Here is an 18,078-nt window from a genome sequence, read left to right as displayed (position 1 = left end):
GTCGGCGTACGCTGGCGGGACGGTTCCGCCACCAGCGGGGCCCCGCTGTGGAGAGGGTGACGCGGAGGTCATGACGACCGACGAGAGCCGGGGGTCGCTGCGGCGGCTCCTGCACCGGCTCACCGCCAGCGAGGCCGAGATCGAGGCGCAGGAGCTGCGCCGGGAGAGCGCCGAGTCCGGCGGCACGCCGGCCCGCCAGTGCAACAGGGGCCAGGTGGTGTCGGTGGCCGGGCGGCTGCGCACCGTCGTCTACACGCCGCGGACGAACCTGCCCACGCTGGAGGCGGACCTCTACGACGGCACCGACGTCGTCACGCTGGTCTGGCTGGGCCGTCGGCACATCGCCGGGATCGAGCCGGGCCGGCACCTGACCGCGCGCGGCCGGGTGGCGGTGCGTGACGACCGCAAGGTGATCTACAACCCGTACTACGAGCTGGAGTCGCCGAAGTGACGACCGGACAGCAGCACACCCCGTCGGGTCTCGGCCCGCAGGACGAGGAGCGGCTGCCCAGCCTCGCCGAGCAGATGGCCGACCAGCTCGGCGGATGGCGCGGGCTGGTCGAGTCGAGCATCCCGGTGGTGGTCTTCGTGGTCGCCAACGTGATCGGCGAGCTGCGCCCCGCCGTGTACGCCTCGGTAGCGGTGGCGCTGCTGATCGCCGGCCTGCGGCTGGCCCAGCGCAAGCCGGTGCGGCACGCGGTGAACGGCCTGTTCGGCGTCGGCATCGGCGCGCTGCTGGCCCTGCGTACCGGCGACGAGCGCGACTTCTACCTGCCCGGCATCCTCTACGGCATCGGCTACGGCCTGGCGCTGCTGCTCTCGGCCGCGATCCGGCAGCCGCTGGTCGGCTGGATCTGGTCGGTGCTGGTCGCCAAGGGCCGCTCCGAGTGGCGCGACGACCCCAGGCTGGTCCGCACCTTCACCCAGCTCACCGTGCTGTGGGGCGTGGTGTGGCTGGCCAAAGTCGGCGTACAGGCCGGGCTCTACCTGGCCCACCAGGACACCGCGCTTGGCGTGGCCCGGCTCGCGCTGGGCTACCCGCCGTACGCGCTGCTGTTGCTGATCACCGTCTGGGTGGTCCGCCGGGTCACCCGGGAGGGCGCGCCCACCCCGCTGCCGGGCGCCTGAGGCCGCTTCAGGAACGGTGGCGGTCCGCGCTGGCCGGGCCGAGGATCACCGCGCGTACGTCGTCCTCCACCGCGGCGGTGCAGACGAACACCAGCTCGTCGCCGGCCTCGATCGGGTCGTCCGGGGTGGGCACCAGCACCCGCTTGCCGCGCACGATCGCCACCAGCGCCGCGTCCCGGGGGATCGGCACCGCGTGGATCGCCTGCCCCACGTAGGGCGCGGTCGGCGGCAGGGTGATCTCGACCAGGTTCGCCTCGCCCTGCCGGAACGTCATCAGCCGGACCAGGTCGCCGACGGTGACCGCCTCCTCGACCAGCGCCGCCATCACGCGCGGCTTGCTGACCGCGACGTCGACGCCCCACTGCTCGGTGAACAGCCACTCGTTCTCCGCCCGGTTGACCCGGGCCACCACGCGGGGCACCGCGAACTCGGTCTTGGCCAGCAGCGACACCACGAGGTTGACCTTGTCGTCGCCGGTGGCCGCGACGACCACGTCGCACCCGGCCACGTCGGCCTCCTCCAGGCTGGCCAGCTCGCACGCGTCGGCGAGCACCCAGTCGGCGGCGGGCACCCGGTCGGGCCGCAGCATCTTCGGCTGCCGCTCGATCAGCATCACCTGGTGGCCGTTGTCGATCAGCTCCTGGGCGATCGAGCGGCCCACGTTGCCGGCGCCGGCGATGGCGATCCGCATGGCTCAGTGCCCCCCTTCCGGCGGCGCCGCCGCCACCGACGTGACCGGGCCGTTGATGTCGTCGGTCACCAGCATGAAGACCTGGTCGCCCTCCTGCACCACGGTGGAGGCGGTGGGCAGGGTGCCGATGCCGAACCGGTTCAGGTAGGCCACCCGGGCGCCGGCGGCCTGCTCCAGCTGCCGCAGCGGCCGGCCGATCCAGTCCTTGTGCACCGGCACCTCCATGATCGACACGGTGCTGGTCGGGTCGCGGAAGATCTCCACGTTGCCCTCGGGGACCAGGTGGCGCAGCATCCGGTCGGCCGTCCACCGGACGGTCGCCACGGTGGGGATGCCCAGCCGCTCGTAGACCTGCGCCCGGCGCTGGTCGTAGATGCGGGCCGCGACCCGGGACACGCCGAACGTCTCCCGCGCCAGCCGGGCCGAGATGATGTTGGAGTTGTCACCGCTGGAGACCGCCGCGAACGCGTCGGCCCGCTCGATGCCGGCCTGGCGCAGCACCTCACCGTCGAAGCCCGCGCCGGTCACCGTGATGCCGGCGAAGTCCGGCCCGAGACGGCGGAACGCGTCCGCGTCCTGGTCGATCACCGCCACCGAGTGGCCGCGCGACTCCAGGCTGTGGGCCAGGGTCGACCCGACCCGGCCGCAGCCCATGATCACCACATGCACGGTGTCCGCTCCTCCCACGGCGCCGCCCGCCGACCCGTCGCCTGCGAGCCTGCCACGTCCCCCTGCCGGACGGGGGACCGAACCGTACCGCGCGGACGCGCAGGCCGGAGATCGACCACCCCCGCGCCCCGGATCCGGTGGTCGTACGCTTGGCGGTTGTGGCCCGACCCACCTCGCTGCTGAAGCGACTCCTCCTCGGTCGACCGTTCCGGTCCGACCGCCTGCAGCACACGCTGCTGCCGAAGCGCATCGCGTTGCCGGTCTTCGCCTCCGACGCGCTCTCCAGCGTGGCGTACGCGCCGGACGAGATCCTCCTGACGCTGTCCATCGCCGGCGCCTCGGCGTTCTTCTTCTCGCCGTGGGTCGCGCTCGCGGTGGTAGTCGTCATGCTCACCGTGGTGGCGAGCTACCGGCAGAACGTGCACGCCTACCCCTCCGGCGGCGGCGACTACGAGGTCGCGACGGTCAACCTCGGTCCCAAGGCCGGCCTGGCGGTGGCGAGCGCGCTGCTCGTCGACTACGTGCTCACCGTCGCCGTCTCGGTCTCCTCCGGCGTGGCGAACCTCGGCTCGGTGGTGCCGTTCGTGGCCACCCACAAGGTGCTCATCGCGGTCAGCGCGGTGGTGCTGCTCACCGCGATCAACCTGCGCGGCCTGCGCGAGTCCGGCACCGCCTTCGCCATCCCCACGTACGGCTTCGTGATCGTCATCGGCGGCATGCTGCTGACCGGGCTGGTCCGCGTCTTCGTGCTCGGCGACGACCTGCGCGCGCCGAGCGCCGGCCTGGAGATCCAGGCCGAGCACAGCGTCACCGGGTTCGCGCTGGTGTTCCTGCTGCTGCGCACGTTCTCGTCGGGCTGCGCGGCGCTCACCGGCGTGGAGGCGATCTCCAACGGCGTACCCGCCTTCAAGGCCCCGAAGTCGAAGAACGCGGCGACCACGCTGCTGCTGCTCGGCGGCATCGCGGTCACCATGCTGGTCGGCATCATCTGGCTGTCCCGGCTCACCGGCCTGCAGTTCGTCGAGGACCCGAGGACGCAGATCGTCTCCGGCCCGGTCGACTACGTGCAGAAGACGGTGACCGTGCAGCTCGGGGAGACCGTGTTCGGCGGCGGCTCGGTGCTGCTCTACGTGGTCGCCGGGATGACCGCGCTGATCCTGTTCCTGGCCGCCAACACCGCCTTCAACGGCTTCCCGGTGCTCGGCTCGATCCTGGCGCAGGACCGCTACCTGCCGCGCCAGCTGCACACCCGAGGCGACCGGCTGGCGTTCTCCAACGGCATCCTCTTCCTGGCCGTCTTCGCGGTGGTGCTGATCATCGGCTTCCAGGCCGAGGTGACCAAGCTCATCCAGCTCTACATCGTCGGGGTGTTCGTCTCGTTCACGCTCTCCCAGGCCGGCATGATCCGGCACTGGAACCGGCACCTTCGCAACGAGCGGGACCCGGAGGCGCGCCGCCGGATGCTGCGCTCCCGGGCGATCAACACGTTCGGCATGGTGATGACCGGCGTGGTGCTGGTCATCGTGCTGGCCACGAAGTTCCTGCTCGGGGCGTGGATCGCGATCGTCGCGATGGCAGTGATGTACGTGGTGATGCTCGGCATCCGCCGGCACTACGACCGGGTCGCGGAGGAGCTGGAGCCGACCGAGCAGCGGGGCGTGCTGCCCGCCCGCAACCACGCCATCGTGCTGGTCAGCAAGCTGCACAAGCCGACGCTGCGGGCGGTCGCGTACGCCCGGGCGACCCGGCCGGACACGCTCACCGCGGTCACCGTGAACGTGGACGAGCAGGACACCCGGGAACTGCAGGCCGACTGGGAGCGCCGCGAGCTGCCGGTGCCGCTCACCGTGATCGACTCCCCGTACCGGGAGATCACCCGGCCGATCCTCAACTTCGTCGCGTCGGTGCGCCGGGAGTCGCCGCGCGACGTGGTCACCGTCTTCATTCCCGAGTACGTGGTGGGGCGCTGGTGGGAGAACCTGCTGCACAACCAGAGCGCGCTGCGGCTCAAGGGGCGGCTGCTGTTCGAGCCGGGCGTGATGGTGACGAGCGTGCCCTGGCAGCTCGCCTCCACCGCCAGCAAGAACCTGGACCGGCTGGACGCCACGCTCAGCCGGGGCCCGGCGCGCGGCCCCCGGGTGGCGCCGCAGAGCACGCTGCCGCCGCCGGTGGCGTCCACCCCGTCCGCGCCGTCCGCGCCCTCCACGCCGTCCGCGCCCTCCGCCGAGCGGGAGGAGCGGCCGTGAGCGCCGACGAGCGTCCCGGTCCGGTGCCGACGGCGGAACGCCCCGGGCTGGAGGAGGCCGAGCGGGTCGAGCTGACAGTCGACGCGGTCGCGCCGGGCGGGCACTGCGTGGCCCGCGTCGGCGGGCAGGTGGTCTTCGTCCGGCACGCGCTGCCCGGCGAGCGGGTGATCGCCGAGGTGACCGAGCTGCACCGGGGCTTCGCCCGCGCCGACGCGGTGGAGATCCTGGACGCCGCACCGGACCGGGTCACCCCGCCGTGCCCGTACGCCCGGCCGGGCCGGTGCGGCGGCTGCGACCTCCAGCACGTCGCCCCGGCCGCCCAGCTCGACTGGAAGCTCGCCGTGGTGCGCGAGCAGCTCACCCGGCTGGGCGGCCTCACCGCGGAGCAGATCGACGCGCTCGGCGTACGCGTCGAGGCGCTGCCCGGCGGGCCGCTGGGCTGGCGTTCCCGGGTCCGGTACGCGGTCGACGCGGCCGGGCGGGCCGGGCTGCTCAAGCACCGCTCGCACGAGGTGGTGCCGATCGAGCGGTGCCTGATCGCGCACCCGGCGATCCAGGAGCTGCCGGTGCTCCCGCCGACCGGCGCCCGCTGGCCCGACGCCGACGCGGTGGAGACCGTCGCCAGCACCGGCGGGGACGTCGCCGTGGTCGCGTACGCCGAGGGGGTTCCGACGGCGGTGAGCGGGCCGGAGCGGGTCCGGGAGACGGCGGCCGGGCGGTCCTTCACGCTGCCCGCCTCCGGGTTCTGGCAGGTGCACCCGGCGGCGGCGGACGCGCTGACCGGCGCGGTGCTCGACCTGCTCGACCCGCAACCGGGCGAGACGGCCTGGGACCTGTACGGCGGCGCCGGGCTGTTCGCCGCCGCGCTCGCCGAACGGGTCGACGGGGCCCGGGTGACGCTCGTCGAGTCGGCGCCGGACGGGGTGGCCGCGGCCCGGGAGAACCTCGCCGACCTGTGCGGCGTCGAGGTGGTCGCGGCGCGGGTGGAGACCGCGCTGGCCCGGCGCCGGATCACCGGCCCGGTCGACCTGGTGGTGCTCGACCCGCCGCGCTCCGGCGCGGGCGCGCCGGTGGTCCGCGACGTGGTGGCCGCCGGGCCGCGCGCGGTCGCGTACGTGGCGTGCGACCCGGCCGCCTTCGCCCGGGACGTCCGCACGTTCCGCGAGGCGGGGTGGCGGCTGGCCGAGTTGCGCGGGTACGACCTGTTCCCGATGACCCAGCACGTGGAGCTGGTCGGCCTGTTCCTGCCCGCGCACGGCCCCGGCCCTGCGCGTTAAGAAGGGGCCCTTTTACTACCGGATCCGTTAAGAAGGGGCCCTTCCTTGCGCATCGTCGGGCTGATGTCGGGCACGTCCTACGACGGCGTGGACGTGGTGGCCGCCGAGTTCACCGCCGACGGCGACACGCTGCGGCTGCGGCCGCTCGGGCACCGCGAGCTGGCGTACCCGGACGACCTGCGGGCCGAGATCAGCGCGCTGCTGCCCCCGGCGGCCACCACCATCGAGGCGGTCTGCCGGCTGGACAACCGGCTCGGCGAGGTGTTCGCCGAGGCGGCGGCGGCCGGCGTCGAGCTGGCCGGGGGCGCTGCCGACGCGGTCGTGTCGCCCGGGCAGACGGTCTTCCACTGGGTCGAGGCGGGCCGGGTGCGCGGCACGCTCCAGCTCGGCGCGCCGGCCCGGGTGGCCGCCCGGGTGGGCGTACCCGTGCTGCACGACCTGCGCTCGGCGGACGTGGCGGCCGGCGGCCAGGGCGCGCCGCTGGTCCCGGCGTTCGACGCGCTGCTGCTCGACCCGGCTGCCGGCCCACGTGCGGCGTTGAATCTCGGCGGGATCGCGAACCTCACCGTGGTCGCGCCCGGCGCGCCCGTCCTCGGGTACGACGTGGGCCCGGCCAACGCGCTGCTGGACGCCGCCGCCCGGCGCTTCCTGGACCGGCCCTGCGACGTCGACGGAGCGCGGGCCGCGGCCGGGCGGGTGCACGAGGCGCTGCTGGCCCGGCTGCTCGCCGAGCCGTACTACGCCGCGCCGCCGCCCAAGTCGACAGGCAAGGAGCTGTTCCACGGCGGCTACCTGGACGCGGCGCTGGCCGCGCTCGGCGAGCCGGTGGCCGCCGACGACGTGCTGGCCACGCTCACCGAGCTGACCGCCCGCACGGTAGCCGACGCCTGCGACCGGCACCGGGTCACCGAGGTGGTGGCCGCCGGCGGCGGAGTGCGCAATCCCACACTCCGGGCGCGGCTGGCCGCGCTCGGCGAGGGGCGCTGGCGGCTGCGCACCACCGACGAGCTGGGCGTGCCCGCCCAGGCCAAGGAGGCGTACGCGTTCGCGCTGCTCGGCTGGCTGTCCTGGCACGGCCTGCCGGGCGCGGTGCCGTCGGTGACCGGCGCGTCCCGGGCCGCCGTGCTCGGCTCCTGGACGCCGGCCGGCCCGTCCGCCGCCGCGCCGCGCCCACCCGCGCCCCGGCGGCTGGTGGTCGACGCCTGACCTGGGTCGATGCACGGCCGGGCTGCGGACTGTCGCGCGGCCGATAGACTCTCCGGTCATGAGTGTTGAAGAGGGCACGGCCAACCACGGTCGGCTGCTGGGCACCGTCCGCGGCCCGCAGGACGTGAAGCGGATGACCGCCGAGCAGCTGGACATCCTCGCCGCCGAGATCCGTGACTTCCTGATCGCCAAGGTCTCCCGCACCGGCGGCCACGTCGGCCCCAACCTGGGTGTGGTCGAGCTGACCCTGGCGATGCACCGGGTCTTCGACTCCCCCCGCGACCGGCTCCTCTTCGACACCGGCCACCAGGCGTACGTACACAAGATCCTCACCGGCCGGCAGGAGGGCTTCGACAAGCTCCGCCAGCGCGGTGGCCTCTCCGGCTACCCCAGCCAGGCGGAGAGCGAGCACGACCTGATCGAGAACTCGCACGCCTCCACCGCCCTGTCGTACGCCGACGGCCTCGCCAAGGCGTACGCGCTGCGCGGCGAGAAGCGCTCCGTGGTCGCCGTGGTCGGCGACGGCGCGCTCACCGGCGGCATGTGCTGGGAGGCGCTGAACAACATCGCCACCGCCGGCAACCCGCTGGTGATCGTCGTGAACGACAACGGCCGGTCCTACTCGCCGACCATCGGTGGCCTCGCCGACCATCTGTCGTCGCTGCGGCTCAACCCCGGCTACGAGAAGGTGCTCGACACGGTCAAGGACGCGCTGGGCAACACCCCGTTCGTCGGCAAGCCGATGTACGAGGTGCTGCACGCGGTCAAGAAGGGCATCAAGGACGCGGTCGCCCCGCAGGCCATGTTCGAGGACCTCGGCATCAAGTACGTCGGCCCGGTCGACGGCCACGACGTGCCGGCGGTCGAGGCGGCGCTGCGCGCGGCCAAGAACTTCGGCGGCCCGGTGATCGTGCACGCGGTCACCCGCAAGGGCTACGGCTACCGTCCCGCGGAGGACGACGAGGCCGACTGCCTGCACGGCCCCGGCGCGTTCGACGCCGAGACCGGCAAGCTGCTCGCCGTGCCGTCGGTGAAGTGGACCAACGTCTTCGCCGACGAGCTGGTCGCGATCGCCGACGAGCGGCCCGACGTGGTCGGCATCACCGCCGCCATGGCCGAGCCCACCGGCATCGCCACGTTGGCCCGCAAGTACCCGGAGCGGGTCTACGACGTGGGCATCGCCGAGCAGCACGCGGCCACCTCCGCCGCCGGCCTCGCCATGGGCGGGTTGCACCCGGTGGTGGCGGTCTACGCCACGTTCCTCAACCGCGCGTTCGACCAGGTCCTGCTGGACGTGGCGATGCACAAGCTGCCCGTCACGTTCGTGCTGGACCGGGCCGGCATCACCGGTCCGGACGGGCCCAGCCACTACGGCATCTGGGACATGTCGGTCTTCGGCGTGGTGCCCGGCCTGCGGATCGCCGCGCCCCGCGACTCGGCCACGCTGCGCGAGGAGCTGCGCGAGGCGATCGCCGTGGACGACGGCCCGACCATCCTGCGCTTCCCGACCGGCACCGTCGCCGCCGACCTGCCGGCCGTACGCCGGGTCGGCCCGGTCGACGTGCTGGCCGAGTCGGCGCGTACCGACGTGCTGCTGGTGGCGGTCGGCTCGTTCGCCGGCCTCGGTGTCGAGGTCGCCGCCCGGGTCGCCGAGCAGGGGTACGGCGTGACTGTGGTCGACCCGCGCTGGGTGCGCCCGGTGCCGGCCGAACTGGTCGAGCTGGCGTCCGCGCACCGGCTCGTGGTCACCGTGGAGGACGGCGTACGCATCGGCGGCGTCGGCTCCGCGCTGGCGCAGGCGATGCGCGACGCGGACGTCCGCGTACCGGTGAAGGACATGGGCGTGCCGGCCGACTGGCACCCGCACGGCAGCCGCGCGCAGATCCTGGCCGACCTGCGGCTCACCGCGCAGGACGTGGCACGCGACGTCACCGGCTGGATCTCCAGCCTCGACGCCACCCCGGTCGACCCGGCCGCGAACGGAGCCCGAGCCCAGAGCTGACCCCGCTCTCCTGCGCGCCGCCCGGTCTGCGCGTCGATCTTGCACTTGCGGCCCTCCTGATGTCGGCTTAGCCCGATAAGGGAGGGCCGCAACCGCAAGATCGCTGGATGTCTTGTGTCGAGGGAGGGGCGGTGGAGATTCGGGAGGCCGGGCTCGGGGATCTTTCGGGGATCGTCGAGTTGCACAGCCGGGCGCGGGTCGCCTACTACGGGGCCGGTGGGTTGCCGACCGAGGAGATCCTCACTCCGGAGCTGGCCCGGGAGCAGCGGGAGGGCTGGGCGGCGGCAATCACCTCGGCGCGCAAGCAGGTGCGAGTCGCCATCGTGGACGGTGTCCTGGCCGGGGTGCTGGCCATGGGTCCGCCGCACTCGTCCGACCTGGATCCGCGGACGACCGCGCAGCTCTACCAGATCCACGTCGATCTGGGACTCTGGGGTCGAGGCGTGGGTGGCGCGCTGCACGCGCTGTTCGTGCGTCACCTGGCGGACGAGGGGTTGGCGCTGGGCGTCCTGGAGGTGTGGGAGCGCAACACCCGGGCCCGCGCGTTCTACACGCGCCACGGTTGGCGCCCCGACGGCACCTCCCGCCCCGGCCCGGCCCGAACCCCCTACGTAGGCATGCAGCTGACCCACCCTTAGCCCGTCGCTTAGCCCTCACCCTCACCTCAGCCCGCCCTGAACCCGTCGATCTTGCACTTCCGACCCCGAGGTTGCCGGTTTTGCCCTGATCGGCGGGGCCCTCACTGCAAGATCGCCGAGTCCCTCCAGCCCTGGCCCCGCCCTGGCCTGCCCTGTTGACCAAGGAGTTTGGGTGCGTGGAGAGCCTCCCGGACGACACAAACTCCTTGATCACCGAGCCAGTCGGGTGATCATGAGGTTGGCCGTGGATTGGTGTCCGGTTTGTCGCCGTCAAGTTCATGATCGACGGGGTGGGCGGCGGGGCGGGAGAGCGGGGGTTACGGGGTGGGGAGGGATCGGTACCAGGTCTTCTCGGTGCCGGCCAGGCTGAACGTCTGCCGCTGGTCGGTGTGCTCGACGACCACCAGGCCGGGACGGTCCACCAGGCGGGTGGTGCCGGGCGGGGCGGAGAACGACACCTCGCCCGTACGCCAGCTCAGCACCGCCAGCGGCCGGCCGGGCATCGGCAGGTGGTACGCCTGGAGCGTGGTGGACCGGTCGGCGGGGGAGACCACCGGCGTGCCGCCGTCCGCGGGCCGGTAGACCACCGCGGTCATCGTCCCGCTGGGACTGTCCCAGCTCAACTGTTCCAACTCGCCCGGCTCCCCGTCGCCGAGCGCCACCGAACCGAGCGAACGGGTGGCGATCTTCGCCATCGGCCAGGACTCCGGCGCGGAACGGGGCGCGTCCCGGTCGCCGATGCGGCGCGGCACACTGCCGAACGGGCCCCGCTCACCGGCCAGCACGCAGGTGTCCAGCCCGGTCAGCGCGCGCTTCCCGGCGCCCGTGTCGTCGCGTACCAGGGGGTAGCGGGGCGCTTCGGTGGCCGTACCCAGGTCGAGGACGCGGTCCGCGGCCTTGCCGCGCGGCAGTGACGTCGTGGGCCGCAGCGCCGCGGTCAGCTCGACGGCCCGGCACGCCGGCACGGCGACCGGCTCGGTGACGCCGTCGGTGCTGGTGACGGCCTTGCCGTCGGGGCCGAGCAGGCGTGCGACGCGGGCCGAGGTGAGGTAGCGGCGGCCGTCCGGGTCGCGCACCGGCAGCACGTCGGAGTAGACCAGGTAGCCGGGGTCGGTGTACTCGGTGGCGTGGGCCACCCGCCAGCGCTGCCCGTCCCGGTCGAGTTGCAGCAGCCAGGAGGCGGCGTCACCGGGCACATCGGCGGCGACCAGCGCCAGCGCGGAGCCGGCCACCTGACCGGAGAAGAGGATGCCGGAGGTGGGCACGTGTACCCGGTCGTCCACCGGGGAGCGCCACTCGCGTACCGCTGTGGTGATCGCGGCGGTCGCCGCCGCGTCGCCGGCCAGGCTGCCGCGCGGCGGCCACACCGCGAGGTTGCCGTCCAGGCTGTCGTAGCCGACCCGCAGATCCGCCGGCTTCCGGTCCGCGATCGGTCCGCAACCCGCGGTGACCAGCAGCAGAGCTGCCAGCGCGGTGCCCGTCGTAGCGCTTCGGCGGGCTGAAAGCACCCTGATCCCCTCGCCGGTCGTCGGTCGGAAGCCCACATGGTACGAGACGGCCCGCCGCCCGGCCGCGCCCGGCTCACCCTTTCGGTCGAGTGACCACTGCGGAACGTGACGGGCGATTCGGGTATCAATATCCGGCTCCGGTAGACTCCGCCGATTGTGACGCCTGCCGAGACCCGCGGCGCCTCGACGCCGGACGCCGCCGCCCCGACGGGCCACCGCTCCGTCACCCTTGATCCACCACCGGTCACCGTCGCCGAGCCGGAGCCGGCGACCACGACACCTCCGCAACCGCCGGCCGAGCCCGAGGCGCCGGCCACGCCGGGCGGGCGGCGCGTGCGCCGGTGGCGGTGGACCCGCCGCCGGATCGACCTCATCGTGTACGGCGGATTCCTGCTCGCCGCGATCTGGGTGACCAGCGGCATCTGGGCCGACCCGGCCGGGCGGGTGGCCGCGCTCTACAGCAGCGACCCGGCGCAGGTGCAGTTCTTCCTGGCCCACTCGGTACGGGTGGTGCTGCACGGCGAGTTCCCGTTCTTCACCGAGCAGTTCAACTACCCCGACGGCGTCAACCTGATGGCGAACACCGCCATCCTGGCGCTCGGCATCCCGATGGTGCCGGTGACCCTCCTGTTCGGACCGGCGGTCTCCTTCGTCACGCTGGTCACGCTCGGCCTGGCCGGCACCGCCGCCGCCTGGTACCGGGTGCTGTCCCGGCACGTGATCCGGCACCGCCCGGCCGCCGCCGTGGCGGCCTGGTTCTGCGGGTTCTCGCCGGCCATGCTGTCGCACGCCAACTGGCATCCGAACATCATCAGCCAGTTCCTGCTGCCGTTCATCGTGTGGCGGGTGCTGGTGCTGACCCGCTCGACCCGGCCGGTGCGCGACGGCGTGCTGCTGGCGCTGCTGGTCACCGCGCAGGCGTTCATCAACGAGGAGATCCTGCTCTTCACCGCGCTCGCGCTGGGCGTGTTCCTGATCGCCGTGGTGGTGCAGCAGCGCGAGCGGTGGACGACCGCGTGGCGTCCGCTCGGCGCCGGGCTGGCGGTCTGCGCGGCGCTGGCCGGCGCGCTGCTGGCGTACCCGCTGTATGTGCAGTTCGCCGGCCCGATGGCGTACCACGGGCTCAGCGACGCGGTACGCGACTACGGCAACGACATCGCCGCGTACTTCGCCCCCGGCTCGCCCACGTTCGGCGGCAACGAGCGCGCCAACGTCAACCTCGCCCCGAACTACTCGGAGGAGAACGCGTTCTTCGGCTGGAGCCTGTCGCTGATTGCCGTGGGCATCGTGATCTGGCTGCGGCGCGACGTGATCGTCCGGGCGCTGGCCGCGACCGGGCTGTTCTTCGCCGTGCTCTCCCTCGGCGAGCGGATCTCCTGGTGGGACCGGGAACTCGTCACCGGGCCGTGGGAGTTCCTGGTGCGGCTGCCGTTGCTGGACGCCGTGGTGCCCACCCGCTTCGGCCTGATCACCAGCGTGACGGTGGCGATCCTGCTCGCGTACGCGGTGCGCCGCGCCTGGGCGCTGCGGGGCGTGGACCGGCGGACGGCCCGCAAGCTCACCGCCGCCGGCCTGATCCTCGCGCTGCTGCCGATCGCGCCGATGCCGTTGCGGGTCACCACCCGGGAGCCGGTGCCGAAGTTCATCACCGCCGACCGGTGGCGGCAGTACGTCGGCCCGGACCAGACGCTCGTGTCCGTGCCGGTGCCGGCGATGGGCAACACCGACCCGATGCGCTGGGCGGCCAGCACCAACCTCGACTTCAAGATCCCCGGCGGCTACTTCCTCGCCCCGCGCAACGGCGTCACCGGAGACCCGGGACGCTTCGGCGGGCGGCCCAGCGGCATCGGCGAGATGCTGCGGGAGGTGTCGTCCACCGGCCGGACGCCGAAGTTGGACGACCGGCAGCGCCGCCGCTACCTGGACGAGCTGCGGCACTGGAACGCGGCGGTGGTGGTGCTGCCGCTGGCCGAGCAGAACGCCGAGCCGCTGCGCCGCACGGTGGAGCAACTGGTCGGGCCCGGACGGCAGGAGCTGGACGTGTGGCTGTGGGACGTGCGGAAACTGACCAGCCGGCCCGCCTGACCGCACCCGAGCAGCCCGCTCCCGCGCCCGCGCCCCGCCGCCGGCCGGTCGACGCGCTGGTGGTGGCCGGCTACCTCGCGCTCGCGGTGCTGCTCACCAGCGACCAGTGGCGCCGCCCGGAACGGCTGTTCCACCAGGCCGGCGACCAGATCCTGTTCGAGTGGATGCTGGCCCGGGCCGCCCGCGCGGTCACCGGCGGCGAGAACCCGCTGCACAGCGCCGCGCTGAACGCCCCGGACGGGGTGAACCTGATGGCGAACACGTCGGTGCTCGGGCTGGGCGTGCCGCTCACCCCGGTCACCGTCGCGTTCGGCTCCCAGGCGGCGTTCCTCGTCGCCGTGACGATCAGCCTCGCCGGCACCGCCACCGCCTGGTACGCGCTGCTCGCCCGCCGGCTGGTCCGCTCCCGGGCCGCCGCCGCGGTGGGCGGCCTGGTCTGCGGCTTCGCCCCGGGCATGGTGGCGCAGGCCGGCGCGCACCTGCACATGGCCGCCCAGTTCCTGGTGCCGGTGATCCTCGCGCTGGTGTTCCGGCCGGCCACCGACCGGGTACGCCGCGACGGCGTGCTGCTCGGGCTCGCAGTCGCGTACCAGCTGTTCCTCGGCGAGGAGGTGCTCGTCTTCCTGGCGCTGTCCGCCGGGGTGTTCGCCGGGGCGTACGCGCTCGCCGACCGGGCCGCCGCGCGTCGCCTGGCGCCGGTGGTGGCCCGCCGGCTTGGCATCGGCGCGCTGGCGGCGGGCGTGCTGCTGGCGTACCCGCTGTGGTTCCAGTTCGCCGGGCCGGGCCACTACCGGGGGATGCCGTTCCACACCGGGGGCTACCGGCTGGACCTGGTCTCGTTCGTCGCCTCCGCCCGGCAGACAGTTGCCGGAGACGCCCACCGGGCCGGGCTGCTGTCGCCGAACCCGACCGAGCAGAACTCGTTCTTCGGCCCGTTCCTGCCGCTGCTGGCGCTGCTCGTCGTGGTACGGCTGTGGCGGCGGCCGCTGGTACGCGCGCTCGCCGCGTGCGGCCTGCTGTTCGCGGCGCTGTCGCTCGGCGCCTCGGTGGTGGTGAACCGCGACGACACCGGACTGCCCGGCCCGTACCGCCTGCTCGCCGGGGTGCCGCTGCTGGACCTGGTGGTGCCGGCGCGCTTCGCGCTGGTGTGCGTACCGGTGCTCGGGGTGCTGCTGGCGCTCGCTGTCGACCGGGTCCGGCACGGCGCCGTGCGCGCCTGGGCGCCGTGGGCCGGCGCGGTCGCCGCCGCGCTGCTGCCGCTGGCGCCGACCCCGATCCGCACGATGCCGGTCGCGCCGGTCCCGGCCGTCGTGTCCGGCGGCGGCTGGCAGGCGTACGTGCCGCAGGGCCGCACGCTGGTGCCGGTGCCGCCGGTGACCGGGGCGGCGGTCAGCCCGGCCATGTTCTGGTCGGCGCGCACCGCGCTGGCGTTCGACGCGCCGGGCGGCTACTTCATCGGCCCGCGCTCGGCGGACGACCCGGCCGCCCGCTGGGGCGCGCCGGACCGGCCCACGTCGCTGCTGCTGCGCCGGGCCGCCGAGACCGGCCAGGTGCCGCCGGTCGGCGACGCGGAACGCCGGCAGGCGGTCGCCGACCTGCGGCACTGGCGGGCGGCGGCGCTGGTGCAGGCCGACTCGACGCCGGCCGACCCGGTACGCGCCACGCTGGACGCACTTCTCGGCCCCGGCCGGGACGTGCCCGGCGGGCACCTGTGGGACGTCCGGGCGCTGACCGGCTGACCGGGACGCCGGCTCAGACCCGGTCGCGCACGTCCCAGAGCCACACGTCGTCCACCCGCTGCGGCGGGCCGAGCAGCTCAGCCATCAGGTCACGCAGCACCGCCTCGCGCGGACCGGACCCGAGCACCACCACCGACGCCCGCCAGAAGCGCAGGTCGTCCACGGCCTGGCGGCGGTTCTCCTCGGTGATCTCCGGCACCGCGTTGGCGTCCATCGTGGAGTAGATGAGCGTGCTGGTGGGGCGGTTCGGCGCGCCGAAGACACCCTCACCGCGTTCGTTGGGGCCGATGAAGTAGCCGCCCGGGATCGGGAACTCGTGTCCGGTCAGCGCGCTCCAGCGCAGCGTGTGCAGCCCGTGCACGTTGCTCGGGATCGGCACCGGCACCAGCGTGCGGCCCTCCGGCACGTACGGCCGCCAGCCACCGGCGGTGATGAAGCGCGGCGGCGGGTCGATGTGCTCCGCCGGCAGCGGACGCGGGATCAGCGGCACCAGGGCGGCCACGATCGCGGCGTACCCGGCCAGCCGCAGCACCCGGCGGCGCGTGTCGCGCGCGGCCGTCCCGTCGCCGTCGTCGTCCGTGCTGTCGTCGGCGGCGGCGCGGGGGGCGGGCACCGGCGGACGGCCGGCACCGGCCAGCGCGTCCCACGCCAGGGCGAGCAGCACACCCACGGCGGCCACCACGACCAGGCTCAACCGGGTCGGCATCATCATCTCGACCAGCGGCAGGTCGTCCGGAATGTACGCCCACGGCCCGTCGACGTCGGTCTCCACACCGTTGAACCGCACCACCGGGCCGATCGAGGCGATCGTGAAGACGACCACCAGCACGGCCAGGATCCGGGCCGGCACCGACCGGCGGACCAGCAGCACCAGCGCGCCCAGCGCCACCAGCACCAGCGGCCAGCCGAACCAGGTGTTCTGCTCGGTCAGCCCGATGGTCTTCTCCACCGCCTCGTCACCGGCGATCGTGTCCCGGGCGAACGTGACGAAGGCCACCAGGTCCTCGCCCCAGTTGTGGAAGACGCCGCCCTGCAATCCGCGGTAGGACTGCGGCCCGTTGAACTGGAACCAGATCGGGTACGCGGTCAGCAGCAGCGCCAGCCCGCCGCCGAGCCCGAGCGCGGCCAGGAACGACCCGGCCCGCTCGCGGGCCGCCCGGGGCCGCTGCACCGTGTACGCCACCACGACGACCAGGCAGGCCAGCGCGGTGAGCAGCAGCATCTCCTCGTTGATGAAGACCTGGTACGCCACCAGCAGCCCGAGCGCCAGCCCGTTGCGCCGCCACCGCCCCGGCTCGCCCAGCCGCAGCACCCGCGCCACGATCAGCGGCAGCAGGAAGTTCGACACGAAGTTGGGCTGGCCGTTCGCGTGGTGGACGATGCCCGGCGCGAAGCCGAGGAACGCGCCACCGGCGAACGCGGCGGCCCGGGACCGGACCAGGTGCCGCGACAGCACCCAGTACGACGTGGCGGCGGTCGCCGACAGCGCCGCGCCCAGGTAGAGCGCGTACATCACCTGCGGGCCGAGCAGCAGCGTCAGTGGCGCAAGCGGCAGCGTCACCCCGAGCAGCGAGGTGTTCGCCATCATGTTCACCCCGTCCGGCGCGTTCTGCCGGGTGGTGAACAGCGGGTTCTCCAGGTGCTGCACCGAGTACGCGCCGTGCGCGAACAGCCACTCGAACCAGCTGTGGTCGGTCGGCAGGTGCGAGGAGACCCGGTGCTCCACGTCGCCCCAGTAGTTGAGGCAGACGAGAACACCGAGCAGCACATAGGCTCCGATGGCCAGCAGATCGGCGCGGGCCGGCCGGCGACGGGCACGGCGCGGCGGATCGGCCACGACGGCGTCCGTCTCGACGGACGAGGGGTTCAACGAGGGGTCCACCACGGGCACGGCCACGACGCGCCATCGTACAGGCGAATTGTGGCGATGCCGGTCACGGCCGGACGGCGGCCGGGCGCGCGGGAGAGGATGGTCGTGACCGTCATCGATCTGGGGGAGTTGCGTCACGACGCTCCGCCCCGGCGGCCCCCCGCCCGCCGCGCAGCGTCGGGCGGCCGGCCCGCACCCTGGCGCTCCTGCTGCTGGCGCTGCTCACGCTCGCCGCCGCCGCGCCGCCGCGAGGACCGGCGGAGTGGACGCTGCCCGGCGGCCTGGGCTCGGCCGTGTTCGTCTCCGGCGACGTGGTGTACGTGGTGCGGCCGAACCGCGGTGACGGGCGGGAGATCGTCGCCTACCGCGAAGGGCGGGAACTGTGGCGCAGTCCGCTGCCCGGCATCGGCACCGCCGTGTCGGTGTGGGAGCAGGACGGCCGGGTGATGGTGGCCGGCCCGGCCGGCAACGACGAGGACTGGGAGACGGTGACGTACGACGCGGCCACCGGCGCGGACGTCTGGCGCCGGCGCGGCGTCGCGTTCGCGGTCGGCCGGGTGCTGCTGTCGCAGTCCGCCGCGTCCGACCCCCGCCCGTCGATCACCCGGGTCGACCCGGCCGACGGAAGGACGATGTGGACGCTGCCCTCGACGGGCATGCTGGGGTTCGATTACGGCTCCGGGACGGAACGCATGCTGTTGTGGCCGGCCACCGGGCAGGTGGTGGTCGTGGACGCGCGCACCGGCGCGCGGGTCGCGGCCCGGGACCTGCACCCGGTGCGACCGCCCGGCCCGCGCCACGTGATGACCGTGGCCGGGCTGCTGCTGGAGATCGGCGGCGGGCTCATCGAGGCGTACGACCTGGACACGCTGCGACCGCGCTGGACCGTCGAACAGAAGCTCGTCGACTACGTCGACAGGTGCGGCGCCCTGCTCTGCGCCGTCCGGCCGGGCGCCGGGATGACTGCGCTCGACCCGGCGACCGGCGCCGTGCGCTGGAGCGTGGACCGGTGGGCGCGC

The 18,078-nt window shown here is 73.9% G+C and carries 14 protein-coding genes; 10 read left to right on the top strand and 4 right to left on the bottom strand.

Features of this window, described 5'->3' with window-relative positions; translation table 11 throughout:
* Positions 1–70: 70 nt before the first annotated feature.
* Both KBX39_RS01400 and KBX39_RS01395 read left to right on the top strand, forming a co-directional pair.
* Complete coding sequence (locus KBX39_RS01400) at positions 71–451, top strand: OB-fold nucleic acid binding domain-containing protein (RefSeq protein WP_043325675.1); 381 nt, start codon at positions 71–73, stop codon at positions 449–451.
* Complete coding sequence (locus KBX39_RS01395; RefSeq protein WP_043325672.1) at positions 448–1,128, top strand: DUF3159 domain-containing protein; 681 nt, start codon at positions 448–450, stop codon at positions 1,126–1,128. The genes KBX39_RS01400 and KBX39_RS01395 overlap by 4 nt, the downstream gene beginning before the upstream one ends.
* Positions 1,129–1,135: 7 nt before the next feature.
* Here KBX39_RS01395 and KBX39_RS01390 read toward each other — a convergent pair whose 3' ends face one another.
* Positions 1,136–1,819 carry a TrkA family potassium uptake protein gene (locus tag KBX39_RS01390; protein WP_043325670.1) on the bottom strand — a complete coding sequence of 228 codons (684 nt, stop codon included), beginning with the start codon at positions 1,817–1,819 and terminating at the stop codon, positions 1,136–1,138.
* 3 nt (positions 1,820–1,822) lie between these two features.
* On the bottom strand, positions 1,823–2,488 hold the full coding sequence (locus tag KBX39_RS01385; protein WP_043325668.1) for a TrkA family potassium uptake protein: 666 nt from the start codon (positions 2,486–2,488) through the stop codon (positions 1,823–1,825).
* Positions 2,489–2,646: 158 nt separating this feature from the next.
* Here KBX39_RS01385 and KBX39_RS01380 point away from each other — a divergent pair, with 158 nt between their 5' ends.
* The 5 genes from KBX39_RS01380 to KBX39_RS01360 all read left to right on the top strand — a co-directional run bounded on the left by KBX39_RS01380 (position 2,647) and on the right by KBX39_RS01360 (position 9,857).
* Complete coding sequence (locus KBX39_RS01380; protein WP_043325667.1) at positions 2,647–4,734, top strand: APC family permease; 2,088 nt, start codon at positions 2,647–2,649, stop codon at positions 4,732–4,734.
* Positions 4,731–6,011, top strand: a complete 1,281-nt coding sequence (locus KBX39_RS01375) for a TRAM domain-containing protein (RefSeq protein WP_210868803.1) — start codon at positions 4,731–4,733, stop codon at positions 6,009–6,011. Before KBX39_RS01380 ends, KBX39_RS01375 begins: the two co-directional genes overlap by 4 nt.
* A gap of 45 nt (positions 6,012–6,056) precedes the next feature.
* Positions 6,057–7,217: an anhydro-N-acetylmuramic acid kinase gene (locus tag KBX39_RS01370; RefSeq protein ID WP_187694031.1), complete on the top strand. Its 1,161-nt coding sequence runs from the start codon at positions 6,057–6,059 to the stop codon at positions 7,215–7,217.
* Between the two features lie 58 nt (positions 7,218–7,275).
* Entirely contained in the window at positions 7,276–9,219 is a 1,944-nt protein-coding gene (gene dxs, locus KBX39_RS01365; RefSeq protein ID WP_064447144.1) for a 1-deoxy-D-xylulose-5-phosphate synthase, read from the top strand.
* A 131-nt stretch (positions 9,220–9,350) separates the two neighbouring features.
* The gene (locus tag KBX39_RS01360; protein ID WP_312245341.1) at positions 9,351–9,857 is read left to right on the top strand and encodes a GNAT family N-acetyltransferase; all 507 of its coding nucleotides are present in this window, start codon (positions 9,351–9,353) and stop codon (positions 9,855–9,857) included.
* A 317-nt stretch (positions 9,858–10,174) separates the two neighbouring features.
* On the opposite strand, the gene KBX39_RS01355 is transcribed toward KBX39_RS01360, so the two are convergent.
* On the bottom strand, positions 10,175–11,365 hold the full coding sequence (locus tag KBX39_RS01355; RefSeq protein ID WP_064447146.1) for a hypothetical protein: 1,191 nt from the start codon (positions 11,363–11,365) through the stop codon (positions 10,175–10,177).
* A gap of 333 nt (positions 11,366–11,698) precedes the next feature.
* On the opposite strand from KBX39_RS01355, the gene KBX39_RS01350 reads away from it, so the two are divergent.
* Entirely contained in the window at positions 11,699–13,450 is a 1,752-nt protein-coding gene (locus KBX39_RS01350; RefSeq protein ID WP_280841730.1) for a hypothetical protein, read from the top strand.
* Positions 13,408–15,189, top strand: coding sequence for a hypothetical protein (locus KBX39_RS01345; RefSeq protein ID WP_210868796.1), 1,782 nt, complete (start codon positions 13,408–13,410; stop codon positions 15,187–15,189). The genes KBX39_RS01350 and KBX39_RS01345 overlap by 43 nt, the downstream gene beginning before the upstream one ends.
* Before the next feature lie 13 nt (positions 15,190–15,202).
* On the opposite strand, the gene KBX39_RS01340 is transcribed toward KBX39_RS01345, so the two are convergent.
* Positions 15,203–17,059 (bottom strand): hypothetical protein, encoded by a 1,857-nt coding sequence (locus tag KBX39_RS01340; protein ID WP_247659766.1) that lies wholly within the window; start codon positions 17,057–17,059, stop codon positions 15,203–15,205.
* A 293-nt stretch (positions 17,060–17,352) separates the two neighbouring features.
* On the opposite strand from KBX39_RS01340, the gene KBX39_RS01335 reads away from it, so the two are divergent.
* Positions 17,353–18,078 (top strand): PQQ-binding-like beta-propeller repeat protein (locus tag KBX39_RS01335; RefSeq protein WP_312245338.1); only part of this gene is annotated, 726 nt, incomplete at its 3' end.

Source organism: Micromonospora sp. D75 (assembly GCF_018070405.1).
GTDB classification, from domain to species: Bacteria; Actinomycetota; Actinomycetes; order Mycobacteriales; family Micromonosporaceae; genus Micromonospora; species Micromonospora chalcea.
The sequence above is the reverse complement of the archived record's forward strand: the minus strand, read 5'-3'. Positions and strand labels throughout refer to the sequence as shown.

Coding starts and splice junctions, on each gene's coding strand:
- dxs (WP_064447144.1), top strand. CDS start 7,276: ATGAGTGTTGAAGAGGGCACGGCCAACCACGGTCGGCTGCTGGGCACC.
- KBX39_RS01400 (WP_043325675.1), top strand. CDS start 71: ATGACGACCGACGAGAGCCGGGGGTCGCTGCGGCGGCTCCTGCACCGG.
- KBX39_RS01390 (WP_043325670.1), bottom strand. CDS start 1,819: ATGCGGATCGCCATCGCCGGCGCCGGCAACGTGGGCCGCTCGATCGCC.